Origin of the sequence: Aeromonas media (assembly GCF_000819985.1) — a bacterium.
Taxonomy (GTDB): domain Bacteria; phylum Pseudomonadota; class Gammaproteobacteria; order Enterobacterales; family Aeromonadaceae; genus Aeromonas; species Aeromonas media.
The window spans coordinates 1-21,845 of sequence record NZ_CDBZ01000106.1 but is presented as its reverse complement, the minus strand read 5'-3'; the positions used below and the strand labels follow the sequence as shown (position 1 = coordinate 21,845).

Below are 21,845 nucleotides of genomic sequence, written 5' to 3'. Positions count from 1 at the left end.
CCCAAGCACTACACAAGAACAATGCTAACACTACGCAAACACTATCGTGTAGCTAACAAGCTTCTACGCAATCTCTAATTGATCACTCCTGAATCTCATGTATGCTGAGTACGTGTGAGCATGGCTAAAAGCTTGCTTGATTTGGTACAAACATGGAGTGGATAACGATGAAAGCTAACGAGATAGGGAATTTAGAGTGCGTAGTGGTTTACACATGTCGCGGTAAGGACAAGATACTTAGTGAAGGAGGTAGTCAGGCATGGCGAATTGACATGTCAAAGGCATCAAAACACAGGTATCTGGTTTGCGTCCAAAATCGCAACCAAACTTGGGGTCAAGCATCGGCTGAGCACCAGACTGCATTTCTTATAGGAAAGATCAGTTCAGTAGAGAAATCGATGGAAGCTGATGCTTCAGATCGAGCAATTATTAAAATATCAGAATATGCCGACCTAAATGTCCCTAACTCATGGGATGGAAATAGGAACCCTGTAGCTTACACCAAGCTGTCAGATTTTGGCATTCACTCAGTTGAAGACTTCGAGAACCTAAACTGGTGTCGGTTGGGCACTCGTTTCAAGTTGAATCTTGGTGACCAAGAACCAGAAATGACAAGAATGCCTGGTGATGACTACGAAGCCGTAATGTTAGATGAGCTCCCATCACCAATTGTTGCAACATCAATTCCTCTATCCATTGATGAAGCAAAGCTAGGTTTGGCATTGAAGTTCGGGGTCCGAGTCGACCAAATCGATATCACCATCCGAGGCTGATCAGCATAAATCCTGTGCCCGATTTATTCGCCTTGTAAGCCTAAGCTATCAAGATCAGGTACCTGCTCTAGCCCTGCGGCGGAGCCCATCCCAATAAGCCCCATCAGGGGCTTTTTTTATACCCAAAGGAAACCACTCGATGAAAACTATCGAAACCCTCCGCCGCGAGCGTGGCGAAATCGTCGCCCAGATCAAAGCACTGGCCGATCTCGAAGCCAGTGGCACTGCCTTGAGTGACGAGCAACTGGCCCAGTTTGCCAATCTGGAGGCGCAAGCGAACCAGATCAGTGCCGCCATTGCTCGCCAGGAGAGCACCGAGCGACTGATGGCGCAGCAGGCTGTGCCGGTCAATGCTCACGGATCCCAGGCCCCCCCGGCAGTACATGTGAAACAAGAACTCAAGCAGTACCCCGGTGCCGGCATGGCTCGCCTTGCCATGGCGGTTGCCGCCGGTGAGGGGGACATGAAGCTGGCCGAGCAGTTTGCTGCCAACGAGATTGGTGATGCCGGGATTGCCATGGCCATCAGCACTGCGGCTGGCTCCGGCGGTGCTCTCATCCCTGAGAACCTGCACTCCGAGCTGATCGAGCTGCTGCGCCCGCGCACTATCGTGCGCAAACTCGGTGCCCGCTCAGTGCCGCTCCCCAACGGCAACCTGAGCATGCCGCGCATGTCTGGTGGGGCCACCTCCAGCTACGTGGGGGAAGGGGTTGATGCCAAGGCCACCGGCGGCAGCTTCGATGACGTGAAGCTCTCGGCCAAGACCATCATCACCCTGGTCCCGATGAGCAATCAGCTGATCGGGAGCGCCGGGTACAACGTGGAGCAACTGGTGCTGGGTGACATGATCGCGGCCATGGGGAGTCGCGAGGACAAGGCGTGGCTGCGCGATGATGGCAGCAACAACACCCCGACCGGCTTCAAGAAAGTAGCCACCGATGCGGGCCGCACCATCGCCTGGACTGGCACGGCGGATCTGGCCACCATCGATGCCTACCTCGACTCGCTCATCCTGAAGCTGATGAGCTCCGACTCCATGATGATCAATCCGGGCTGGGGCATGAGCCCGCGCTCCTGGATGAAGCTGTTCGGCCTGCGTGATGGCAACGGCAACAAGCTCTATCCGGAGATGGCCCAAGGTCTGCTGAAGGGTTATCCGGTCGCCCATACAAACACCATCCCGGTGAACCTCGGCGCGGGTACCAACCAGACCGAGATCTACTTCGCCGATTGGAACGACGTGGTGATCGGCGAGCAGGACAACATGACCATCGACTTCAGCCGCGAGGCTACCTATGTGGATGCCGCCGGCGAGCTGGTCAGCGCCTTTGCCCGCAACCAGTCCCTGATCCGGTTGGTCGGCAACCACGATGTGGGTTTCCGCCACCCTGAAGGGCTGGTGCTGGGGACCGCCGTTACCTGGTAAACCCTGCCATGGGGCTACTTCGTGGCCCCTTCCATTTCACTATCAAGACCGTTCAGGAGAGCCATCATGGCCAAACCAGACAAGGCGGGTAGCGATCCCGTCGTGACGCTTATCAAGGTGATCCGCCCCTTCAAGAACTACAGCCCCGGCGATATTACCGGATTTGACGCAGCCAAGGCGCAGGCCTTGATCGACGGTGGCGTGGCTGAGGCCTACACCGCAGCCGAGGGTGAGGAGTAAACATGTTGCTGATCACCGTGGTTGAAGCTAAGGCTCAGTGCAAAATCGAACCGGAGATGACCGACGAAGATGCGCTGCTGACCGGTTTGATTGAAGCGGCGATCAGCCACATCCAGTCAGACATCAACAAGCCGCTGGTGGCGACAGGGGAGGAGGGGCAGCCTCTCACCCCTGCGCTCAAGCTGGCGGCCTTGCTGCTGATCGGCCATTGGTACACCAACCGGGAGGCGGTGGTGACGGGTACCATCGCCACGACTCTGCCGCTGGCGTATGACTCACTGATCCACCCCTATTGTGACATCGTGGTGGGCTAGGGGGATGCATGCTTAAAAGTGGCGAACTCGACACTAGGCTGATGCGCTTTGGCGCCGCAACCGGCACGCCCCCTGAATGGCCGCAGCTTGGCAAACTGTGGGCGAAGATCATTGACCCCAAAGCGGCAGGGCGCGAGGCCCAGGCCAGTATCTATGCGACCGGCTCGACCCTGATCACGGTACGAACACGGGGCGATATCCTGCCCGGGCAGTTGCTGAAGGGGAATGCCTGCTGGTACTTGATCGAAGACACCGCCAGCGAGCCTGGCGCCTTGCAGATCTCCGCCCGCAAACTCTCCGGTGAGCCAGCGACCTACACCCCGAAGCAGGGCGAACCTTATCCGGTCACCGCCTTCTTGGCGGCTGAGAACGTGATGGTGGGGGCCCGCAGCGAACCGCGACACCAGATAGACCTGATCCTGCCTGAACTCGTCCCCCCCTTTGCACGCCAAGGTGACCAGATCACCTTGCGGGGACGGCAATATCGTATCGATGGGCTGATTGAGGGCAGTGACAACGGCACCACGCTCCGAGTGATGGTGGCCTGATGCCGGGCGGGCTTAGCCGCAAGCGCAGGGCCAGGGCGATCAACATCACCGGCCTGAGCGAGAGCGTCGATGCATTCAAGGCGCTCCCAGCCACGATCCGCAAGCAGCTGGTAGCCGTGGTCAATGAAGTGGCCGCCGACACCCGGAGTGACATCGTGAACCGGATCGCCGCCGATGGTTTCAATACAGCCTCGGTCAGGGCGCGGATCCGGCTCGACAAGGCGAGCGCCAGCAACGACGTTGCCACCATCAGCCTGGACCTGAAGAAGATCCCGTTCAGCCGAGTCAAATTTGCCAGCCAGCGTACCGATGGTACCGGCACCCGGGCCAGCGTCTGGGTGCTGCGGGGGGGCAAGCGAGTGCAGGTCTACGGCTTTATCAACCCCTACGGCAAGAAGCGACGCCCGATGATCCGCTATGCGAAAGCCGGTAAGCCTCGGCTGGTGATAGCGGGTGGTGTGGGCCTGCGGGGCTGGTGGAACGACATCATCACAGAGCAGTTCCTCGATGAGCTGCAAGCCAACCTTGCCAGCACCTTCACCAGGAGAGTGACATGACCGAAGCGACCGTCATCATCGATGCGCTGCTGGCCAAGTTGCGCAGCGTGCCTTCACTGTCGCCAGAAGACCGGGTATGCGACAGCGACCCGCAGATCGACCAGCATACCCCGCTGCCGCTGGCCCATTTTCGGGAGCTGACCGAGGTCAAACCGGAGCGGCGGGGGCGGGAGTGGAAGCGTACCCGCAACATTCAGGTGGACCTCTACCAGCCCGCGAGTGACGGGCGGGCAGGGCGTGACCGATTGCTGTCAGAGGTGCTGGCTGCGCTGGTGCCCTCGACGGCGGGGATCCCCCTGCCGGGCACGACGCTGCTCGCTATCTCGGTTGGCACCATCAATCTGGAACCCGAAGAAATCGGCAGCGACACCTTGCTGACCTCCATCCAATTCAGCCTCACCTATACCGCCAGCCTCTAGGTTGGCACCACCATCTGGATACCATAGGAGCATCCAAGCATGTCATTTACCGACAAAGGCCTGCTGCTGGCCGGTGATGTCTACATCGCCGAAATCAACAACGGCGTGAAAGGGCCCCTGATTGGCCCCATCAACGTCAACGAGATCACCGTCACCCCGCCGACCACCGAGGAGAAGTCGCGCATCTCCAAGAAGCGCAGCACCTTCGGCCAGGCGCTCGATTCGGTCCAACTGCCGAAAGACCCGGCCAAGCTCTCCCTGAAGTGGGACTCCATGACCAAACAGCTGCTGGCCGATGCCATCGCCGGCAAGCAGGTGGCCTTCACCCAGGCCGAGGCTCCGGTGGTGGATGAGCTGGTTACGCTCAGCAAGCTGGGGTGGGTCGAACTTGCCACTGCCTTTATCAAGCCGGGCACCATCACCGTCAAGCTCAGCGCTGGCGGTACCGCGCTGGTACTCGACACCGATTACCAGGTCAACGGCAACATGGTGATGGCCATCAGCGATCAGGCTGCTGCGGCCTGCAAGGTCAGCTACACCAAGGCAGCCGTGACCGGCACCACCTACACCGGCACCACCGAGACCCTCAAGCCACGCTACTTCCTGATCGACGGCGAGAACCTGGCCAACCCCGGCCAGCGGGTGCGCATCACCATCGATCAGGCCATGCTGGCCGCCCAGGGCGCACTGGCGCTGATGAGTGGCGAGTTTATGGAAGGGGAGCTGGAAGGCTCGCTGGTGACGCAGCCAGGCAAGTCCGAGCCGTATCGGATGGAAATCCTCAACTGAAAAAGGATGGCATCAATAGATGCCATCACGATTCATCAATGAATTTCTACCCTTTTTTCCCCGGTATGAGCTTCGAGGGTTGGGCAATTTTAAGGATTTTTGATGTGTGCCACTCTCCCTTTTTGGAGAGAGAACGAACCTTCCTTTTGTATTCGGAGGCAGTCAAAGGGGACTTCTCTCTATGTCGGGACTGATTGCAAAACTTGCAGGCAGCAACAATATTTGCTGTCGAATTGGAGCCTCCTTCGCTCTTAGGATGGAGGTGCTCACCGGTGCATTGGAGCAGGTCTACCTGCTGCTCACTGATACGGTGTCGGTCAGAAAACTGTGCTGGGTTTGTTTCCCACATCGGCATATTGCAGTAATAGCAACGATGGGCTTGATTGATGGCAGCGCGGTGACGCTGTTTATGAATTGAACTTGCCATATAGGGCTCCAAAAAATGTTTTGAAACCCGGGCGGTAATACAGACAGGCCATAACGGGCTTCAATGTTGAAGTTGAAGTCCCGTCAACCTTTGAAAAGGAATGCGGGTACTGGAAGGAAATACCCCCACAGCACTACACCAGCGGCTCAACCGACTGGCACCCCATTCGTTTGAATGTGGCAGGCCAAATATCGTACAAATAAATAAATGATGCAATGCGTTACCGAATGCCCTCTTCAAAATAACGACATCTATAAACCCGCCACGGCGGGTTTTTTACATTTCTGAGGATTCCCCATGGCCAGCAACGATACCGATATCCAGCTGCGGATCCGTGCCGCCGTTGAGGGGCTAGCCGAGATCAGCAAGCTCATCGCTGAGGTGGATACCCTGGGTGGGGAGACCGAGTCGAGCAGCGAGCAGGTCGGCTCCCTGGGGGATGAACTGCAGCGCCTGGGTGAGCAGAACGCCACCCTGACCCAGTTCGCCAACCTCAAGCGCAGCACCGCCGATCTGGGGGAGGGGCTGGAGGATGCCCGCACCCGGGCCACCGGTATGGGCAAAGCACTGGCGGATGCCAAGAAAGAACTGACGGCGTCCAATGCTGCCTACAGCACCAGTCGGCAGGAGACCGAGCGGCTGGCGAGCGCTCATGCGGAAGCCAAGGCCAAGGTGGATCTGCTGCGCCAGGCCAACAGTGAGGCGACCAGCGTCACCAAGGAGCAGCGCCAGGCGCTCAAGGATGCGCGGGATCAGGTTCGTCTGCTGGGGGACCAGTACAAAGAGAGCGCAGGGCAAACCAATGCCCTCAAGAACGGACTGGATGCCAGCGAGAAGGCTCTGCGGCAGCAGGCCCGGGAGTTCAACTCTGCTCGCCGGGAAGTGCAGTCCCTCGATAGCCAGTATCAGCGGCAGAACACCACGCTCAACGGGCTGCGTCGCGCCCTGACCGAGGCTGGGGTCGACACCCGTAAGCTGGCCAGCGAGCAGAAGCGCATTGAATCCGCCAGCCAACAGGCAGGTGCCCAAGTGGCGTACCTGAAGAGCCAACTTGCTGGACAGGCAGGGCAATTGCGATCCAATGCCACCGGGATGGAGGCATACAGCAAGAAGGCCAAGCAGGCGGAGCAGAACACCGAGCAACTGCATGAGGCGGTTCAGAGTGGCGAGCAGGGCTGGGCTGCTCTGGCGGGCAAGATCACCGGTGTTGCCGCTGCCTTTCTCAGCTTTGACCAACTGGCTGCCCGCACCACAGGGATGGTCAGAACTGCGGATGAGATTGAGCGCCTGGGCGTCTCGCTCAAGAGTGTGGAAGGCAGTGCGGCCGGCGGCGAGAAGGCGCTGGCCTGGTTACGGGAGTTCAACGAGAAGACCCCGTTCCAACTCAACGAGATCACCACTGCCTTTATCAAGGCCAAGAACTTCGGATTGGATCCCTATAACGGGGTGCTGCAGGCCACGGCCAACTACACCGCCAAGACGGCCGGCACCTATCAGGATCTGGAAGGGATCATCACCGCCCTCGGGCAAGCCTATGTCAAAGGCAAGCTGCAAGCCGAGGAGATGAACCAGCTCAATGAGCGCTCGGTGGCAGCGGCCAAACTGCTGGCGAAAGCCATGGGCAAGACCACTGACGAGATCATCGCCATGGCTACGGCAGGCAAGCTGGGTCGAAACGAGATCGAGCTGCTGATCAAGGCGATGGGTGAGGATGCGGCCGGTGCGTCGGAGGAGATGGCGCAGACTTTCAGTGGGATATGGTCGAACTTTCTCGAGCAGCTCAACCAGGTCGAACTGGCCGTGGCCGATGCGGGGATTTTTGCCTTCATCAAATCCGAGCTGGCAGAGGTCACCGTCCAGATCAAAGCCGCTGCGGCAGATGGCAGTCTGGCAACCTGGGCGCAAGGCGTGTCGGATGGCATGAAGTCAGGCGCCATCGCCATTCGTGGGATCACCGAAACCCTTGTCGAGATGAGAGACGGGATCGGTTTGGTGGTGAAGGTCTGGGGCACCATGAAGGTGATCCAGTGGAGTTCCCAGCTGCTCGGCTTCGGGCAGGCGATGAAAACAGGGGTTGTACAGCCGACAGCAGAGGCCGGCAAGGAGCTCGACAAGACGAGCAAAAAAGCGGTCAAGCTCAACGGGGTGTTGGCGGCGCTGACCTTGGGCAATGGTGCTGTTGCCGCAGGTCTATCTGTACTGGTTTATGAGGGTGGCAAGGGATTGGCCAAGCTGGCCGAAGACGCCGGGATCTGGGCAGCCAGGATGGGCGAGGCTGGGGAAGTTGAGCTACGGGTGGCCGAGCAGTCTCGCGCCTTCTTCGCTCAACTGCAGCGCCAGGGCATGACCACCATGGCGCAGTTTGACGAGTTCAAGAATGTACAGGTCCTCACTGCGCAGGAGGTGGCCAACCTCTCCGCCGTCGAGCGGGCAGCCTACGAGCAGCGGCTCAAGGGCCATCGCGAGTATCTGACGGGTCAGTTGCAGGTGCAGAAGGCGCTTGAAGCCTCTGGGCTCAAAGCCGAGGCCATGCAATATCAGGCCGATGCAGCACTGGCCAGCATGCGACAGGGATTTCTCGATTTGGCGGCTGGAGCCGACATGGCAGGCCAGGCCATTGACGCCAAGACTCGTCCTGCCGTGCTGAAGCTGGTGGCCGACTTCGACTTGCTCAAGGCCAAAGGGAAGGAGACTGCCACCGGGATCAACGAGATGTTCAAGGGACTGCAGATGGGGGACCCGACTTCCCTGCAGAACATCACCTTGGCACTCGGTACTCTGCGCGAACAGGGCAAGGTCACCCAGACCGAGATAGATGCTGGCCTGCGCAAGAGCCTGCAGGACATGAGCCTGCAGGATCTCGAGGTGTTGAAGGTCCAGTCAATGGCGGCCTTTGACACCATGAAAAATGGTGCCATCAGCACGGCCCAGATCACCGAGTCAGTGCTGTCTGAAAAACTGCGCCGCCTCGGCGTTGATTATCAAGCGCTCCATACCGGCATTGATGCCGTGGGCCGCCAGACCATCGACACCTTCCGCGCAGTAGCCACCGATGTGAATGCCACCTCGCAAGACATTGCTGCCGCCATGAAGGCGGCCGTCAACAAGGCTGACACGGCGCAAGAGCTGGAGGAACTACGCCGGATCTGGTTATCAGTGGGGCAGGCAGGAAAGGTATCTGCGCAGGAGCAAGGACGCGGGCTCACCTACCTGGATGACCATATCCGCCAGACCAAAGCGAAAGCGGCAGAGATTGGTGATGGCTTCAACACCGCGGCGGATAAGTCGAAGAAGGCGACCGACACCATGAGGGACAACCTCAAAGGGGTGCAGGAAGAGGCCAAGAAAACCAAATCCGATGTGGAAGACGCCATCAACAGCACGAGTGCTGGAAGTTCTGCCCTATCTGGCCCTGGTCGAGGGGATGTGACTCGCACGGTTGGCGCCGGCTCCTTCTTCTACAAAACAGTGGATATCAATAACCTGCGTGGCAACGCCGATGCCCTTGCTAACACCCTGGCCGGGGTCGAGGAAGAGCTGGCCCGCTACAGCCAGAAGGTCAGGGATATCCCTGCCTACAACGAGTGGTCGAAATATTACGCAGAGAAGTTCCAGAAGGAGATGGAGGCCATGCGTGCGCAGCTCCAGAAGGAGTTGAACAAGGCACAGCAGAAGGAAGTTGCAAAGAGTCAGCCAGCAGCAAGCCAACCTGTAGTTTCCCCGCAGGTGTATCAGCCGACCCCACAAGCCCAGCAAGCAGAGAAACAGGTCACCATTATCCTGCAACTCCCTGGTTCTACGGAGGCAAAGCTTCTGGCAGATGAGAACGGCCTGAACAACCTGCTCAACATCCTGGAACAGGCGGGGTTGAACAAAACATGATCCAGCTAAATGGCATTGATTTGCCTGATGATATGTCATGGCCAAACGAACTTGCATACACCCCGGTGGTGCAAAGCCTTGAACATGCAGTCACCGGAGATCCGGTGCTGCAATTCGGTATTCAAAAAGGGGGGCGTGCCATCCATCTGGTCTCTGACGGTGCATGGCTCAGCAGGGAACAACTTGACGCTCTGCGAGCCACTCTGACCGTCTCTCCTCCACTGCTGCTGAACCTGGCGAACACAGTGTTCAAGGTCACCTGGGATCACCCTACTACCCCTATTGAAGCCACCCCCATCAGTCCCGAGGCGGAGCCTTGGCTGAATCCGGCTGCTCAATACGAAGTCACGCTACGGTTCATCACATTGGAGTAACCCATGCCCATCACAGCAAAAGACATCGTCATCTACGAGTCGGCCAGGCTGACGGATGAAGACAACGGCGGTGGGTTGCCGACCGGCCGCCTGGTGATCGATGGGCAGGTCAACAACCTGTTCCCCGACACCAGTCGCCTGGACCGCACCCAGGGCCGGGTCAATATCCGCAAGATCTTCGGCGGGGTGGCGGTGGATACCCAGGAGGTCTACTTGGGCTCCCATTTCATGGTGAGCAAGGATGCCGCCGACAGTCGCGTCAACATGATCGCCTTTGCCGGCACCCCGACCGACACCCGTGCAGAGGTCAAGAACGCCATCGAGAGTTACCTGGTGCCCGGCATCAGCGCCCGCATGTACCTGCTCGGCGACCAATACAAGGGGCAGCGGATGATCCTCGCGTTTCAGGAGGTGTCCGCTCCCGAGCCCGAACTGGGCGGCACCCTGCTGCTGCGGGGCGTGGACCCTGACACCAAGGCCGCCTATGAGCAGTACGTCAAGATCGCAGAGTATGAGGCCCACGAGCAGACCTTCACCTATGAACACGGTGGTGAGTTCAAGACCCTGGTACGGCGGGTCTGCACCCTCAAAATCACGGCCCGCCTAGCCTATACGTTTTATGGCGGCGCCCCGTATCCAACCGGTTCGACCACCTCCAACGGCAACCAGGTGGCCGATATCCTCACCACCACGGTGGCGGATGCGGCCCGTTACTACGGGGTGGCCGCGTTGGCGCGGCCAGCCTTGCCGGGTGATCTGCAGGTGCGGGTCAACTCGGTTTACAAGCCGATTGTGCCGAGCGCCTATGGCGAGAACCTGTTGACCGACCGCTCGGCGGCGACTGATCTGGCGATCATGCAACCCTCTGGCAATGCCGTGACCCGCCCTCTCCAGTTCGCCCTGGTGGCGGGCAGCCAGTCTCGCAGCTATCTGGAGCGGGTGCCCAAGCGCGGTTCCCTGCAACTCACGATCGATGGGGGTGTGTTCAAGGACAATGGCAGTGGGGAGCTGAAGTTCCAAAGCGGTAACAACAACTTCAGCAAGTTGACCGTGAACTTCGAGACCGGCCAGATCGACGCCTGGCGCAATGCGGGCAGCTTTACCGCTTCGGCGACCGCCAGCTACACCCCGGCGGTGCGGATCCTGGGCAACCTCATCAGCGTGAGCCGGGAGGTGACCCCGGCCACCCGCACCTTTAACTGGACGTTCGACTTCTCCGCCGCCATTCCCATGCCGGGCACGGTGCGGGTCTTGTACCGGGCGCTGGGCAAGTGGCAGCAGCTCGAAGACAACGGCAGCGGCCAGCTGGTGGGGCAGGGCTCTGGCACCCAGAACTTCGTGACCGGCTCCCTGGCCGTTACCACTGCCGCCCTGCCGGATGCCGAGAGCGAGATCATCGTCCAGTACCAGCCCGCTCAGGGGATAGCGGTCGAGTTGCTGCTGGGCAGCAAGACAGTCGGCAAGCACCAGCGTCTGGAGTTGCCGGACGGCATTCTGCCGGGCTCGCTGCAAGTAAGCTGGGTCAATGGCAGTACCGGATACAGCCTCACCAGTAACGAGCAGGGGGTGTTATCCGGCAGTGGCAGTGGCACCGTGCTCGATGTGGATGGGCTGATCGAGTTCATGCCACTCGTGTTGCCCAGCGATGGGCTCTATACCCTGACCTACACACCGGATATCCGCCTGCTGGGGGAGGTGGTGATCCCGGGAGCAGGAAACCAGAGCGCCAGCGGATCGGTGGGGCAGGCGTTCAAGCCGCACAGCTTCCTGCTGCGCTATGCGGTGCGCCGCTTCAATCACGCGGGGCGCTTCCATGCCCAGGGGGATGGCTACTACACCACCCAGGTGATCGATATCCGCGATGACGGGGTGGGCAACTTGCTGCGGAATGAGGCCGTGGTGGGGACGATCGACTACTTTACTGGAATGTTTTCGTTTAGCTGGTCACAGAGCTTCAGCTACCAATATTACATCTCAGAGCAGGGTTATCAGACCGTCAATCTGCAAGAGGAGATGGTGGGCCCAGGTAGCTGGCAGGCGCTGGAGATGGGCTCAGGTACCGCCCCCATCACCAAGCAGGTCAATGCGCCTGAACTCGATTTCCTGCTGGGCAAGCCCAACATTCTGACCGGTTCGCTCTGGTTTACCGATGGCAGCACCCACTACATCGAGCGAGATGGCATTCTCTGGAAGAACCCGGATTCCCGTACCGGGGCTGGTAGTCGGGTTGGCCGGGTGGATCTGGGGATCGGGCGGGTGGTGCTCTCCGATCTCAGCGGCTTCACCGGCAACCTCACGCTGCTCTCTTGTGCCCGGGTGGTGACGGCGGCCTTTGCCAAGGAGCTTACCTTCCGCACCCCCGGCAGCCCGCTCAAGCAAGCCAACTTCCAGCTGATAGCGGTGGCCTATGACGGCTCCCTGGTTAATGCCAGCGCCGATGCCCAGGGGGAACTGGTGGGCGGTGGTGTGACGGGGACGGTGAACACCAACACCGGGGTGGTGAAAGCAACCTTTGCCAAGCCGATCATGGCGAGCTCGGCCCGCTACAACACCGTGTTGCTGACCGCCTTGCCACTGGATGCCGCCCGTATCGGGCTGGATCCGGTGCGTCTGCCCGCCGATGGCAAGGTGCCTATCTACCAGGATGGCGACACCTTGGTGCTCTCCCACACCGCTTCGCAAGCAGTGGGTGAGCCAGCCGGTGGCGCCGTGCTCGATGCCGGCCGTGACTATGTGGCCGACCTCTACCTGGTGGGGGCCAATGGCAAGCGCCTCGCGCCCTCCCAGTACACCGAGGATCGGGACACCGGTCTGTTGACCCTGAAAGCAGGCTACAGCCTGGTGGATGACACCGGTGCGGCGGTGACTGCGCCGCTCACCTTCGTCAACCGCATCGAGCACATGAGCCTGGTGCTGGACGTGCAGATCTCCGGCGACCTGACCCTGGCCGACCCGCTGGTGCACGACTATCCGGCCGGGGAGACCATGGTCAGCTCCTGCCTGCAGTTTGGCGACCGCTTTGCCAGTTGGGCCAACAACTTTGTCCAGCAGAGTTGGAACAGCGCCAGCCCTAACTGGGGCAGTGCGCCGGTGGGCGGGGCCATCAGCGCCAACTACAACTGGGCAGATCACCCGCTGCAGGTGACAGACCGGGGGGCGGTGGATGAGCAGTGGGCGTTGGTGTTCACCGGCACCTCTACTTACAACGTCATCGGCAAGACGCGAGGGCTAATCGCCTCCGGCAACCTGACCACCGACTTGGCGCCCCTCAACCCCAACACCGGGACCCCTTTCTTTGTGCTGGAGGCAGCCGGTTTCTCCAGCGGCTGGGCCGGCAACAATGTGGTGCGTTTCGATACCAGCTCGGCGCTGGCCCCCATCTGGTTGCTGCGCTGCATCAGCGTCGGCCGCGCCACCCACCCGGACGACCGCTTCGAGGTCTTCCAGCGCGGTGATGCCGATTAAGCGGCCGCCGGCAATGAGCATGAACGAGGAGCCACGCCATGCAGCGACTATCAGGCAGTGTGAATGACCAGGGCATGCTGCTGGCCGATGCCGTAGTGCTGGCCTTGCCGCGCGTTGCCGGGGTGATCCCCGGCTCATCCCCGCCCAGGGTGGGGCGCTGGGTGCTGGCCCACACCACGACAAACTCGTCGGGGGCGTGGCAGCTCGATTGCGACTATTCAGGCCCGGTCATCGTGATGTGCTGGGATACCACAGGACGACAATTGGCCCCCATGGTGCTGGGGCCAGTGGAGGCATAGATGGCAGTCAGCGATTACTTGAAAGGCTCTGGGACGGTCTGGGACCCTTATGTCATTCACAACCTGGCGGCCGCCATCCAGTTTTTCAGCGTGGATATCTTCCGCAGCGGGGTGTTTGCCGAGTTGGTGGTGGATCTGGACTTGAGCGCCAACACCTTCAATCAGAACACGAAGACGGTGGCGACTCTTAATGGCAATGGTTACACCCTGACGGGTCTCAAACATTTCACAAACAATAACCAAGCTGCCACGTTTAAAAAATTGAATTTGGTGTCCATCAACTGGCTCAATACATTCGGCCAGCAAGGCTCCGAGTACATCAACTTTGAAGATGTGGTGTTCCGTGGGGGGACTCTAGCGTGTTATTCGGGCCGCATGAACTTCACCCGTTGCACCATGAGTAGCATCGGCTGGAAGTACATGACTGCCTATCAATGGGGCGTCGTGGATAGTGTCGCCCTGCCTCCAACCAGTTATGCCTTGCCGTCAGGCTTCACCGACCTGCGTTCCGTGGCGGATCCTTTCAGTGCCAGCCGCTACCCCAATTACGCATCCAGCGTGTGGGCAATAGATGGAGCCAGTGCTCCCCGTTTATTGAGGCAAAATATCGCCAACTTGGTGCAGGGCTATCTGGTGAAAGGGGTCGTGAAGGTAGGAGGGGTGTTAAAACCCCGATTTGTACGAGCTCTGAGCGTAGTGGATTTTGTCCGTATTAATGATGCTGTGGCAGAAGCAGATGGCAGTTTCAGCCTGAAATGTGGGCACTATAGCGATGCGGTCATGGTGGCTACCTACGAACCCTATGGGACACTGCTGGTAGCCAGCAAGGCGTATGTGCTGGGTGACATTATCCATCCGGCGACCCCCAATGGTTTTCGCTACCTCTGCACCAAGGCGGGCAACAGCGGCACCAGCTTGCCACCAGAACCCTGGTCAACCACGGATACCCTGACGGTCGGGGCTGCCATCTTCACGCCAGACCCCATTTATCAACCTCAACTCCACGGCCCCATCAAACCGGTGTTGTGCGACCTCATCACCGGCCTGCCGGTTTAAGGAGCTGTGATGGCGACACCATACCAGCTGACTGTACCTGGCCTGACCGTCAACTTTGATGCACTGGCCTCCTATGTCGTGCCTGCGTGGGATCAGCTTTCCTTCGATGTCCCCGACTGGTTGGAGCGTACCATTACCGGCCGGGTGGCCGGGGTGGTGACGGTGCGCAATATCGGCCGCGCCCGCGATGTGCTGGTGCTGAGCGCCGAGCCGGTCGATGGCCAGTACCGGGTGCTGGCCGAAGTGAGCAGCGGTGGCGATGGGGCCTTTGCCGCCGAGTGGCTGACCTACCAGGGCAAGGTGTTGGTGGTGGGGCTCTCGCAGTATGGTGAGGCCTGGCAGGCCGAGCGCATCTATCAGGTGGGGGAGGTGGTAAGCCCGACCGAATGGAATGGCTTTGTCTATGTCTGCGAACAACCTGGCACATCGGGCAGCGAGGAGCCGGTCTGGCCGCTCGCGGAAGAGGCCGCTGTATTCGTCGGCAGCGCCGTGTGCCGTGCCCGCCAGTACCTGCCCATCGTGGCCCACGGGCCGCTGCAACCTGTGATCGAGGTGAGCTGATGTATCTGCCGCCCGCTGCCAACGCCATTACGCTCGCCATTGCCTCGCGCCGCCTGGTGAAGATCCCAGCCCCGGCGGCCATCGATTTTTATCTGGGGGGCGCCCTGCGCCCCCCTTTGCCCCCTGCGCTCCGCACCGCCATGGCCAGTGGTTGGCAGGGGCTGGCACTGGTGAGGGATAACCCGCTGACCCTGACGAGGGGCCAACTGCACGCAACCGACCAAGGTGACGCGCTGCCCTTTGGCCAGGCGAGCCGGTTGGCGCAGCCGCTGGTGGCTCCGCTGACCCAGGCGCTGGCCGTGGATCTGACCCAGGTGGGGCGCTGGCTGCTGGCCACCCGGCAAGACAGCCGCCTCTGGCAGGGCTTGGCGATGAGCGCGGCCCGTGATCAGCTACCCATGCGCAGCGCCTGGCAGCAGGCCGCCCAGCGGCTGGATCTGGCCCGCACCGGCCCCTGGCAGCAACCGCCCGCCCGCGACCAGGCCACCGCCACCCGCTGGCATATCACCGATTTTCGCCATCGCCCCTGGGAGCTGCGTTGGGACGGGCTGCCGCCGTTGCTGACCCGGTTACCTGCCCGCGACCAGCTCGATTTTGCCCTGACCGCTGCCTCGGGCGAGTGGCAGGCGATGAGCCTGGTGTTGTCACTGGCCGAGCCCCAGCCCGATCGCGCCGTGGCTCCCCGCGACAATGGCCATGGTCTGCCAGCGGGCTATGCCCGCCTGGCTGACCAGGCCGATGCGCTGCCCTGGGGAGCTGGCGCCAAGCCGCTCGACCCGGGCTGGGGGCTTGAGCATGGCGACGACTCTGGCGGCGAGATTGGCGATCGCGAGCCTCCCATTAACCCTCAACCGGCGCCCTACATCATCATGAACGAGATCAGTTGCGTTGCCGTCAATGGCTCCGAGCGCGTGCCGCTCGCCCTGTTCAACCCGAGCCTGAAACTCGATATCGACAGCTTTGTGTGGGAGCTCTCAGGCGAGCTGCGGGGTAAGACCAATCTGCCCTATGTGAAGCCGACTGCCACCGGGCCGCGCCATATCGAGTTGACCATCAACGGCTGGACCTGGTTGTTTGCGGTGCAGGGCTACCGGGTCAATCGTGCCTTGGGGAGTGAGGTCTACCCCTTCACGGCCCGCTCGCGCACTCAGTTCCTCGACAGCCCCTGGGCATCCATGGTCGATGTGACCCTGCCCAATGAGATGACCGCCTGGCAGCTCGCCGAGGAGCTGCTGACGCCGCTGGGCTTTGCCATCGAGCGCCCCGCCCACGGCGAGTGGGTACAGACCCCGGACTGGCCGCTGGCACCGGGCTCTATCAGCGAACGGATGGCTCCCAAAGAGCTGCTGGCCCGGCTGGCTAAGGCGGCGGGGGCCGTGCTGGTACCCCACATGAGCGAAGACAAGGTGACGGTGCAGCCCCGTTATCTGGTAAGTCCCTGGCAGTGGGCCACGGCGCCGGATTCGGCCTTTAGCCACCTCATCCCTGAGGCGATGATCCCGGAAGAATCGAGCGAGTCGGCATCAAGTCCGCGCCTGGAGCGGGTGTTGATCGCCGGCACCACCCACGGGGTGGTCACCGAGGTGGTGCGCACAGGCACGGCGGGCAGCCAGAGCGGGGAGGATGTCAGCGACGTGCTGGCCCAGACCCACCCGGTCAACGCCGAGCGGGGCCGCAATCTCATCGCCGACTCTGGCGAGCAGGAGATGGTGACCCTGCGCCTGCCACTGATGCGGCCGGGGCAGGCCCCGGGGCTGGTGGTACCTGGTCAGCTGGTGAAGGTGTTGCGGGCCGATGGTAGCCATACCAGGGCCCTGTGCATCAGCAATGCGCTGGCGCCCTCTGGCATCAGCTCGGTGTGGCAGAACGTCACCCTGGAAGTGCATTTGGACATGGGACATGGAGGCATAGATGGCGAGCAACAACCCGTGGAAGAAGTTTGAGGCCATGCTGCCGAGCACGGTGAGGGTGAGGGGCAAGGTGCTGCTGGTCGATAGCCTACGCGGTACCAGTCTCATCGAACAGGTGGGCGGGGCCACCCTGCGGGTGTTTGGCACCGGTGCCGCCGTTGGTCGTTGGGTGCTGGTTGAAAATGGTGCAATTGTGACCCAGCTCCCCGATCTGCCCTTTGCCAGAATTGAAGTCTAGGGCTACGTTTGATGCCAACTGAACAGGAGGTTCTATGAGACGGTTGATGATACTGCTGATATTGGCTATGCCCGTGACGGCGAATGCTGGAGCAATGAGGTGCAAAAGCGCACTGATCAGCGAAGGAGATTCATCCTTCAACGTGCAGAAGAAGTGCGGTCAACCTCAGATGAAAGAGGACATCATCGACGAGCGTCTTCTGGATGCCCCTAAGGTCGGGGAGCGTTGGACCTATCAGGCCCGCGAAAGTGACATCCCTCAGGCTGTGACCATCATCAATGGCAAGGTGACCCAGATAGAAGACCTCACCCGCTGATATGAAAATGGCCACGCAATGTGGCCATTCCTGCCTCAGATAATACAGCGAGCCGTTCACTCACGGCACACTTCATCTCCCCCTCCCCCTTTTCCATCTTGGCCACTGTCAGATCTGACAGTGCTGTATCTCTTGGTGATTAGCGCCACTATCTCCAGCAAAAAGGCCTCCAAAATTGGGGCCATCCTGGGGCCAAAAAATACAGATTTGATGGGTTTGGGGCCAAAATGGGGCCACGAAAAGAGCTATGGAAAGCCGAGGTTAGCTGACGGGCATTGTTTGTAAGGTTATGAATTTTACAGCTTTATGTGGCTCTTGTTAGCTCTGGCTGGCTTTCAGCTTGCCTCAATGGTTCATCGTGTAAATAAATTGAGCCATTGGCTAATTCTCTTCCTTTTCAGTAGTTTAATGTTTTTACATTAACAAACTGACGTCGTGGTGGGGCCTGGTCGGCAGGGGCCGACCCGGTTCCAAAAAACCCGTCGATTGTAAACCAATGGGAAGGGGGCGGCAAAGTAGACAACCGGGGGCATGTTGTGCGGAGAGTCCTTTCGGCAGAGGGGAAAGAAGAGGGGAGATAAGAGGGAGCGCCACAGGACAAACGGTTGGCCAGATTCCGCGGTGTGCGGGCTTAAGACTTCCTTAAGCCTGGCTCGATAGGATTCATCACGTTACCGTGAGGCGCCATGGGTTCTGCTTATGCCAGCCGTCAGCGTGGCCGTTTGATCGCCTTGGTCGGGTCCTGCCCCGAGTAGTAGAGCACCCGTTGTACATACTCCTGGGTCTCCTGGTAGGGCGGTACGCCGCCATAACGGATCACGGCCTGCTCACCGGCGTTGTAGGCGGCACTGATCCTGACCCAGTCAGTGCCAAACTGTTTCTCCAGCCACTTCAGGTAGATCATGGCACCGCGGATGTTCTGCTGTGCATCGAAGGGGCGGGTCACGCCGAAGCGTACCTGGGTTTCGGGAATCAGCTGCATGACCCCTTGCGCCTGCTTGGGGGAGACGGCGGTGCTGTTGAGATTCGACTCGGCGATGGCGATGGCGAGCGCCAGCTGGGGGTCGACCTTGTGACGGTGGGCAGCCTGGCGGATCATGACGGCCAGCTTCTGCTTGGTACGGGATTGCCGGGCCAGATAGCTATCCTGATCGAAGGGCGTGCTGGGGCGCACCCAGGGGGTGCCTCCTCCACCCCCGCCGATACCGCAAGTGCCAAGGGGGGCATTGCCTACCCGCTCGTTGTAGTAGCGAGCCGCTTGCTGATTGCCGAGGCGCATGGCCATGGCGAGGTAGGCGTTGGCGTGGCGGGCGCTGCGGATCCCCTGAGGCCCGCGAGCCAGCAGGCGGCCGATGCGATAATAGGCCTCCGGGTTACCAAGGTTGGCTGCGGTGCAGTAGTGGGCGATGGCCTGCCTCGGGTTGCCTTGTTCCATGGCGGCGCCCTGACGCAGGGCGCTCATCGCCTTCGGGGCCTGGCGAAAGGCATCGGCATGGGAGGATGGTGTGACAAGCAGTAGCAGGAGTCCCCAGCTCCAGGTGCAGAGTCTCTGCATGATGGATACCTCGTCTTTCGTATCCGCAAGATATAGGTGCGATATGGGGGGGTTGCCAGCCAGGAGATGGAACATCTGGTTATGTGTTCGGCCATCAGAGATGAAAACGGTATGGAACTTTTGGCAGAGAAGGAAAAGACTCTGGCGACGAACGCCAGGTGGCTGCACTTCGCGATCCTCTTCTCCATGGCACAATTCAAATTGATAGATTTATTATTTTTGTGGCAATAGACTGCCGATCTTGCTGCCTAACGCCTTGTATTTGCATGATGTTAGTCAGCTTGTCGATAAAATAGAAATGGGGGGCGCAATCGAACCGATTGCATCCTTCGTCATGATTGGGAAGCGCATATGGTTGATTCAATCGAGGTCTCTGTCGTGGTGCCCGCCAAGGATGAGCGGGACAATCTGGCCCCCCTCATCGGCGAGATCGATGCCGCGTTGGCGGGGAAATACAGCTACGAGCTGATCTATGTGGACGATGGCAGCGAGGATGACAGCTACGCCCTGCTCTGCGGTCTGAAGGCGCAATTCCCCGCGCTGCAGGTGGTGCGTCATGCGAGGGCCGTCGGCCAGAGCATGGCGGTACTGAGTGGCGTGCGCCACGGCCGCGGTGACTGGCTGGTGGTGCTGGATGGCGATGGTCAGAACGATCCGGCCGACATTCCCGCCATGCTGGAGGAGGCCAGGCGTCGCTTCGCCTCGGACAAGCACCAGGTCGGGCTCATCGGCCATCGCGTCAATCGGCGCGATGACTGGGTGAAGCGCCTCTCGTCCAAACTCGCGAACGGTTTTCGCGATCTGCTGCTGCGGGATGGCATCCCGGATACCGGCTGCGGCCTCAAGGTGGTGCGCCGTGACTGGTATCTGCGCCTGCCCGGCTTCAACCATATGCACCGCTACATCCCGGCCCTGATCCAGGCCCAGGGTGGCCGCATGTCCCCCTGGCCGGTCAACCACAGACCCAGGCAGGCGGGTGTCTCCAAATATGGCGTCTGGAACCGGCTCTGGGTCGGGTTGGTGGACGTGGTCGGCGTCTGGTGGTTGCAGCGCCGCTCCAAGGTGGTCGAGATCAGGGAGACATTGGAGTGATCGATGCCCTGCTTTCGATGCCGTCGATCTGGCTGGACCGGGATGAGCTTGCCCTGCATGTCGGCGGGTTGCACCTGGGAGGATGGCGATGATCGATGCCCTGCTCTCCATGGAGCTGACCTGGTTCGACTGGACTGGCCTGCATGTGACGGGCTGGAAGATCATCGGCTACACAGGGGCGCTGATGTTCGGCGGCCGCTGGCTGGTGCAGTTCGTCGCCTCCAAGCGCGCCGGCAAGCCGGTGATCCCGCGCCTGTTCTGGTACATGAGCGTGCTCGGCAGCCTGATGACCCTGAGCTACTTCGTCTTCTCGCCCAAACAGGACTCGGTCGGCGTGTTGCAGAACCTCTTCCCCACCTTTACCGCGCTCTACAGCCTCTATCTGGATATCCAGCACAGAGGCTGGAAGCGGGACAAGGTCGTCAACGACTATGAGGCTCGTCATGGTAAATGACCGTTTCCTGCTCAATCAAAGATCTCTCGGCTGGCTGCTGCTGATCGCGTTGGTGGTGCTGGGGGCCGGCCTCGGGCTGCGGGATCCCTGGCCCGCCGACGAGCCGCGCTTCGCCCTGATCGCCAAGGAGATGGTGGAGAGCGGGCAATGGCTCTTTCCCATGCGCGGTGGCGAGATCTACCCGGACAAACCCCCCATGTTTATGTGGGGGATAGCACTGGGGTATCTGCTGACCGGTTCCATCAAGGTGGCGTTTCTGCTGCCCTCCCTGCTGGCGGGTCTGCTGACCATCACGCTGGTGTGGGACATGGGCCGCCGCCTGTGGAACCCCTCGGTGGGCTTCCTGGCAGGGCTGTTGCTGCTGTTTACCCTCCAGTTCACCCTGCAGGCCAAGACGGCGCAGATCGATGCGCTGGTCACCTTCTTCATCACCCTCGGCGTCTACGGCTTCGTCCGCTTCCTGCTCTGCGGTGGCGGCTGGCGCTGGTACTGGCTCGGCTGGTTCGCCGCCGGGCTTGGCATCATCACCAAGGGGGTGGGGCTGCTGGCCTTGCTAATCCTGATCCCTGCGATCTGGACCCACCGCGAGAAGATCCGTGCCGCCTCCAGGAGCGACTGGCTCAAGGGGCTGGCGGGGCCGCTGTTCATGCTGCTGGCCATCGGCCTGTGGCTGGTGCCCATGTTGCTCGCCGTGGCCCAGAGCGGCGATCCCGTGCTGCAGGCCTACCGGGACAACATACTGCTGCGCCAGACGGTGACCCGCTATGCCAACGCCTGGCATCACGTCAAACCGTTCTGGTACTACCTCACCTCGGTGATCCCGCCGTTCTGGCTGCCGGTCTCCCTGCTGCTGCCCTGGCTGGTGGTGGCGTGGCGCAAGGCCATCCTGGGGCAGGACAAGCGCATCATCCTGCTGCTCGGCTACCTGGTGCTGGTGATCGTCTTCTTCTCGGTGTCGCCGGGCAAGCGCGGCGTCTATGTCACGCCGGGCACGCCGGCGCTGGCCCTGCTGACGGCTCCCTTCGTCGCCGAGCTGCTGGCGCGGGTCTGGCCCGCGCGCCTGCTGGGCGGGCTCGGCTGGCTGCTGGGGATCATCTGTTTGGGCGGGGCGGGGGCGCTGGCATTCAGCGCCAAGCTGGCGAGCAAGCTG

23 protein-coding genes are annotated in these 21,845 nt (G+C 60.6%); 21 read left to right on the top strand and 2 right to left on the bottom strand.

All coding sequences use genetic code 11. From position 1 onward, the window contains the following. Positions 1-167 precede the first annotated feature (167 nt). The 8 genes from BN1127_RS21365 to BN1127_RS09425 all read left to right on the top strand — a co-directional run bounded on the left by BN1127_RS21365 (position 168) and on the right by BN1127_RS09425 (position 5,066). Positions 168-773, top strand: coding sequence for a hypothetical protein (locus BN1127_RS21365; protein WP_082030026.1), 606 nt, complete (start codon positions 168-170; stop codon positions 771-773). A 139-nt stretch (positions 774-912) separates the two neighbouring features. Next, on the top strand, positions 913-2,199 hold the full coding sequence (locus tag BN1127_RS09450) for a phage major capsid protein (protein WP_042649252.1): 1,287 nt from the start codon (positions 913-915) through the stop codon (positions 2,197-2,199). A 66-nt stretch (positions 2,200-2,265) separates the two neighbouring features. Continuing rightward, a complete protein-coding gene (locus tag BN1127_RS22085) occupies positions 2,266-2,439 on the top strand; it encodes a hypothetical protein (protein ID WP_156139760.1) in 174 nt (57 codons plus the stop codon). Between the two features lie 2 nt (positions 2,440-2,441). Then, on the top strand, positions 2,442-2,753 hold the full coding sequence (locus BN1127_RS09445; RefSeq protein ID WP_042649251.1) for a head-tail connector protein: 312 nt from the start codon (positions 2,442-2,444) through the stop codon (positions 2,751-2,753). 8 nt (positions 2,754-2,761) lie between these two features. Continuing rightward, positions 2,762-3,301 carry a head-tail joining protein gene (locus BN1127_RS09440; protein ID WP_042649250.1) on the top strand — a complete coding sequence of 180 codons (540 nt, stop codon included), beginning with the start codon at positions 2,762-2,764 and terminating at the stop codon, positions 3,299-3,301. Then, a complete protein-coding gene (locus tag BN1127_RS09435; protein ID WP_042649249.1) occupies positions 3,301-3,858 on the top strand; it encodes a hypothetical protein in 558 nt (185 codons plus the stop codon). The genes BN1127_RS09440 and BN1127_RS09435 overlap by 1 nt, the downstream gene beginning before the upstream one ends. Then, positions 3,855-4,277 carry a hypothetical protein gene (locus BN1127_RS09430; RefSeq protein ID WP_042649248.1) on the top strand — a complete coding sequence of 141 codons (423 nt, stop codon included), beginning with the start codon at positions 3,855-3,857 and terminating at the stop codon, positions 4,275-4,277. The genes BN1127_RS09435 and BN1127_RS09430 overlap by 4 nt, the downstream gene beginning before the upstream one ends. Before the next feature lie 39 nt (positions 4,278-4,316). Next, complete coding sequence (locus BN1127_RS09425; protein ID WP_042649247.1) at positions 4,317-5,066, top strand: phage tail tube protein; 750 nt, start codon at positions 4,317-4,319, stop codon at positions 5,064-5,066. A 46-nt stretch (positions 5,067-5,112) separates the two neighbouring features. Here BN1127_RS09425 and BN1127_RS23140 read toward each other — a convergent pair whose 3' ends face one another. After that, the gene (locus BN1127_RS23140; RefSeq protein WP_378002194.1) at positions 5,113-5,352 is read right to left on the bottom strand and encodes an HNH endonuclease; all 240 of its coding nucleotides are present in this window, start codon (positions 5,350-5,352) and stop codon (positions 5,113-5,115) included. On the opposite strand from BN1127_RS23140, the gene BN1127_RS22750 reads away from it, so the two are divergent. The 10 genes from BN1127_RS22750 to BN1127_RS09375 all read left to right on the top strand — a co-directional run bounded on the left by BN1127_RS22750 (position 5,248) and on the right by BN1127_RS09375 (position 17,594). Further along, positions 5,248-5,484 (top strand): hypothetical protein, encoded by a 237-nt coding sequence (locus tag BN1127_RS22750; protein ID WP_231557462.1) that lies wholly within the window; start codon positions 5,248-5,250, stop codon positions 5,482-5,484. The two genes, BN1127_RS23140 and BN1127_RS22750, sit on opposite strands and share 105 nt — an antisense overlap. A gap of 306 nt (positions 5,485-5,790) precedes the next feature. Further along, a complete protein-coding gene (locus tag BN1127_RS09415; protein ID WP_042649245.1) occupies positions 5,791-9,375 on the top strand; it encodes a tape measure protein in 3,585 nt (1,194 codons plus the stop codon). Continuing rightward, positions 9,372-9,749 (top strand): hypothetical protein, encoded by a 378-nt coding sequence (locus BN1127_RS09410; RefSeq protein WP_042649244.1) that lies wholly within the window; start codon positions 9,372-9,374, stop codon positions 9,747-9,749. The genes BN1127_RS09415 and BN1127_RS09410 overlap by 4 nt, the downstream gene beginning before the upstream one ends. Before the next feature lie 3 nt (positions 9,750-9,752). After that, on the top strand, positions 9,753-13,214 hold the full coding sequence (locus tag BN1127_RS09405; protein WP_042649243.1) for a hypothetical protein: 3,462 nt from the start codon (positions 9,753-9,755) through the stop codon (positions 13,212-13,214). 38 nt (positions 13,215-13,252) lie between these two features. After that, positions 13,253-13,513 (top strand): hypothetical protein, encoded by a 261-nt coding sequence (locus BN1127_RS09400; protein WP_042649242.1) that lies wholly within the window; start codon positions 13,253-13,255, stop codon positions 13,511-13,513. Continuing rightward, on the top strand, positions 13,514-14,569 hold the full coding sequence (locus BN1127_RS09395; protein WP_042649241.1) for a hypothetical protein: 1,056 nt from the start codon (positions 13,514-13,516) through the stop codon (positions 14,567-14,569). A 9-nt stretch (positions 14,570-14,578) separates the two neighbouring features. Continuing rightward, positions 14,579-15,130 (top strand): hypothetical protein, encoded by a 552-nt coding sequence (locus tag BN1127_RS09390; RefSeq protein WP_042649240.1) that lies wholly within the window; start codon positions 14,579-14,581, stop codon positions 15,128-15,130. Further along, a complete protein-coding gene (locus tag BN1127_RS22980; protein ID WP_042649239.1) occupies positions 15,130-17,073 on the top strand; it encodes a hypothetical protein in 1,944 nt (647 codons plus the stop codon). Before BN1127_RS09390 ends, BN1127_RS22980 begins: the two co-directional genes overlap by 1 nt. Then, a complete protein-coding gene (locus BN1127_RS09380) occupies positions 17,042-17,278 on the top strand; it encodes a hypothetical protein (protein WP_042649238.1) in 237 nt (78 codons plus the stop codon). Before BN1127_RS22980 ends, BN1127_RS09380 begins: the two co-directional genes overlap by 32 nt. A gap of 34 nt (positions 17,279-17,312) precedes the next feature. Then, positions 17,313-17,594, top strand: a complete 282-nt coding sequence (locus BN1127_RS09375) for a DUF2845 domain-containing protein (protein ID WP_042649237.1) — start codon at positions 17,313-17,315, stop codon at positions 17,592-17,594. Positions 17,595-18,303: 709 nt separating this feature from the next. On the opposite strand, the gene BN1127_RS09370 is transcribed toward BN1127_RS09375, so the two are convergent. Next, positions 18,304-19,149 (bottom strand): lytic transglycosylase domain-containing protein, encoded by an 846-nt coding sequence (locus tag BN1127_RS09370; RefSeq protein ID WP_041206330.1) that lies wholly within the window; start codon positions 19,147-19,149, stop codon positions 18,304-18,306. Positions 19,150-19,500: 351 nt separating this feature from the next. On the opposite strand from BN1127_RS09370, the gene BN1127_RS09365 reads away from it, so the two are divergent. The 3 genes from BN1127_RS09365 to BN1127_RS09355 form a co-directional block, all read left to right on the top strand. Further along, complete coding sequence (locus BN1127_RS09365; RefSeq protein WP_005329116.1) at positions 19,501-20,241, top strand: glycosyltransferase family 2 protein; 741 nt, start codon at positions 19,501-19,503, stop codon at positions 20,239-20,241. Positions 20,242-20,329: 88 nt separating this feature from the next. Then, positions 20,330-20,695 (top strand): lipid-A-disaccharide synthase N-terminal domain-containing protein, encoded by a 366-nt coding sequence (locus BN1127_RS09360; protein ID WP_041206328.1) that lies wholly within the window; start codon positions 20,330-20,332, stop codon positions 20,693-20,695. Then, on the top strand, positions 20,685-21,845 hold a 1,161-nt coding region (locus tag BN1127_RS09355; protein WP_052833533.1), incomplete at its 3' end, for an ArnT family glycosyltransferase. The genes BN1127_RS09360 and BN1127_RS09355, both read left to right, overlap by 11 nt.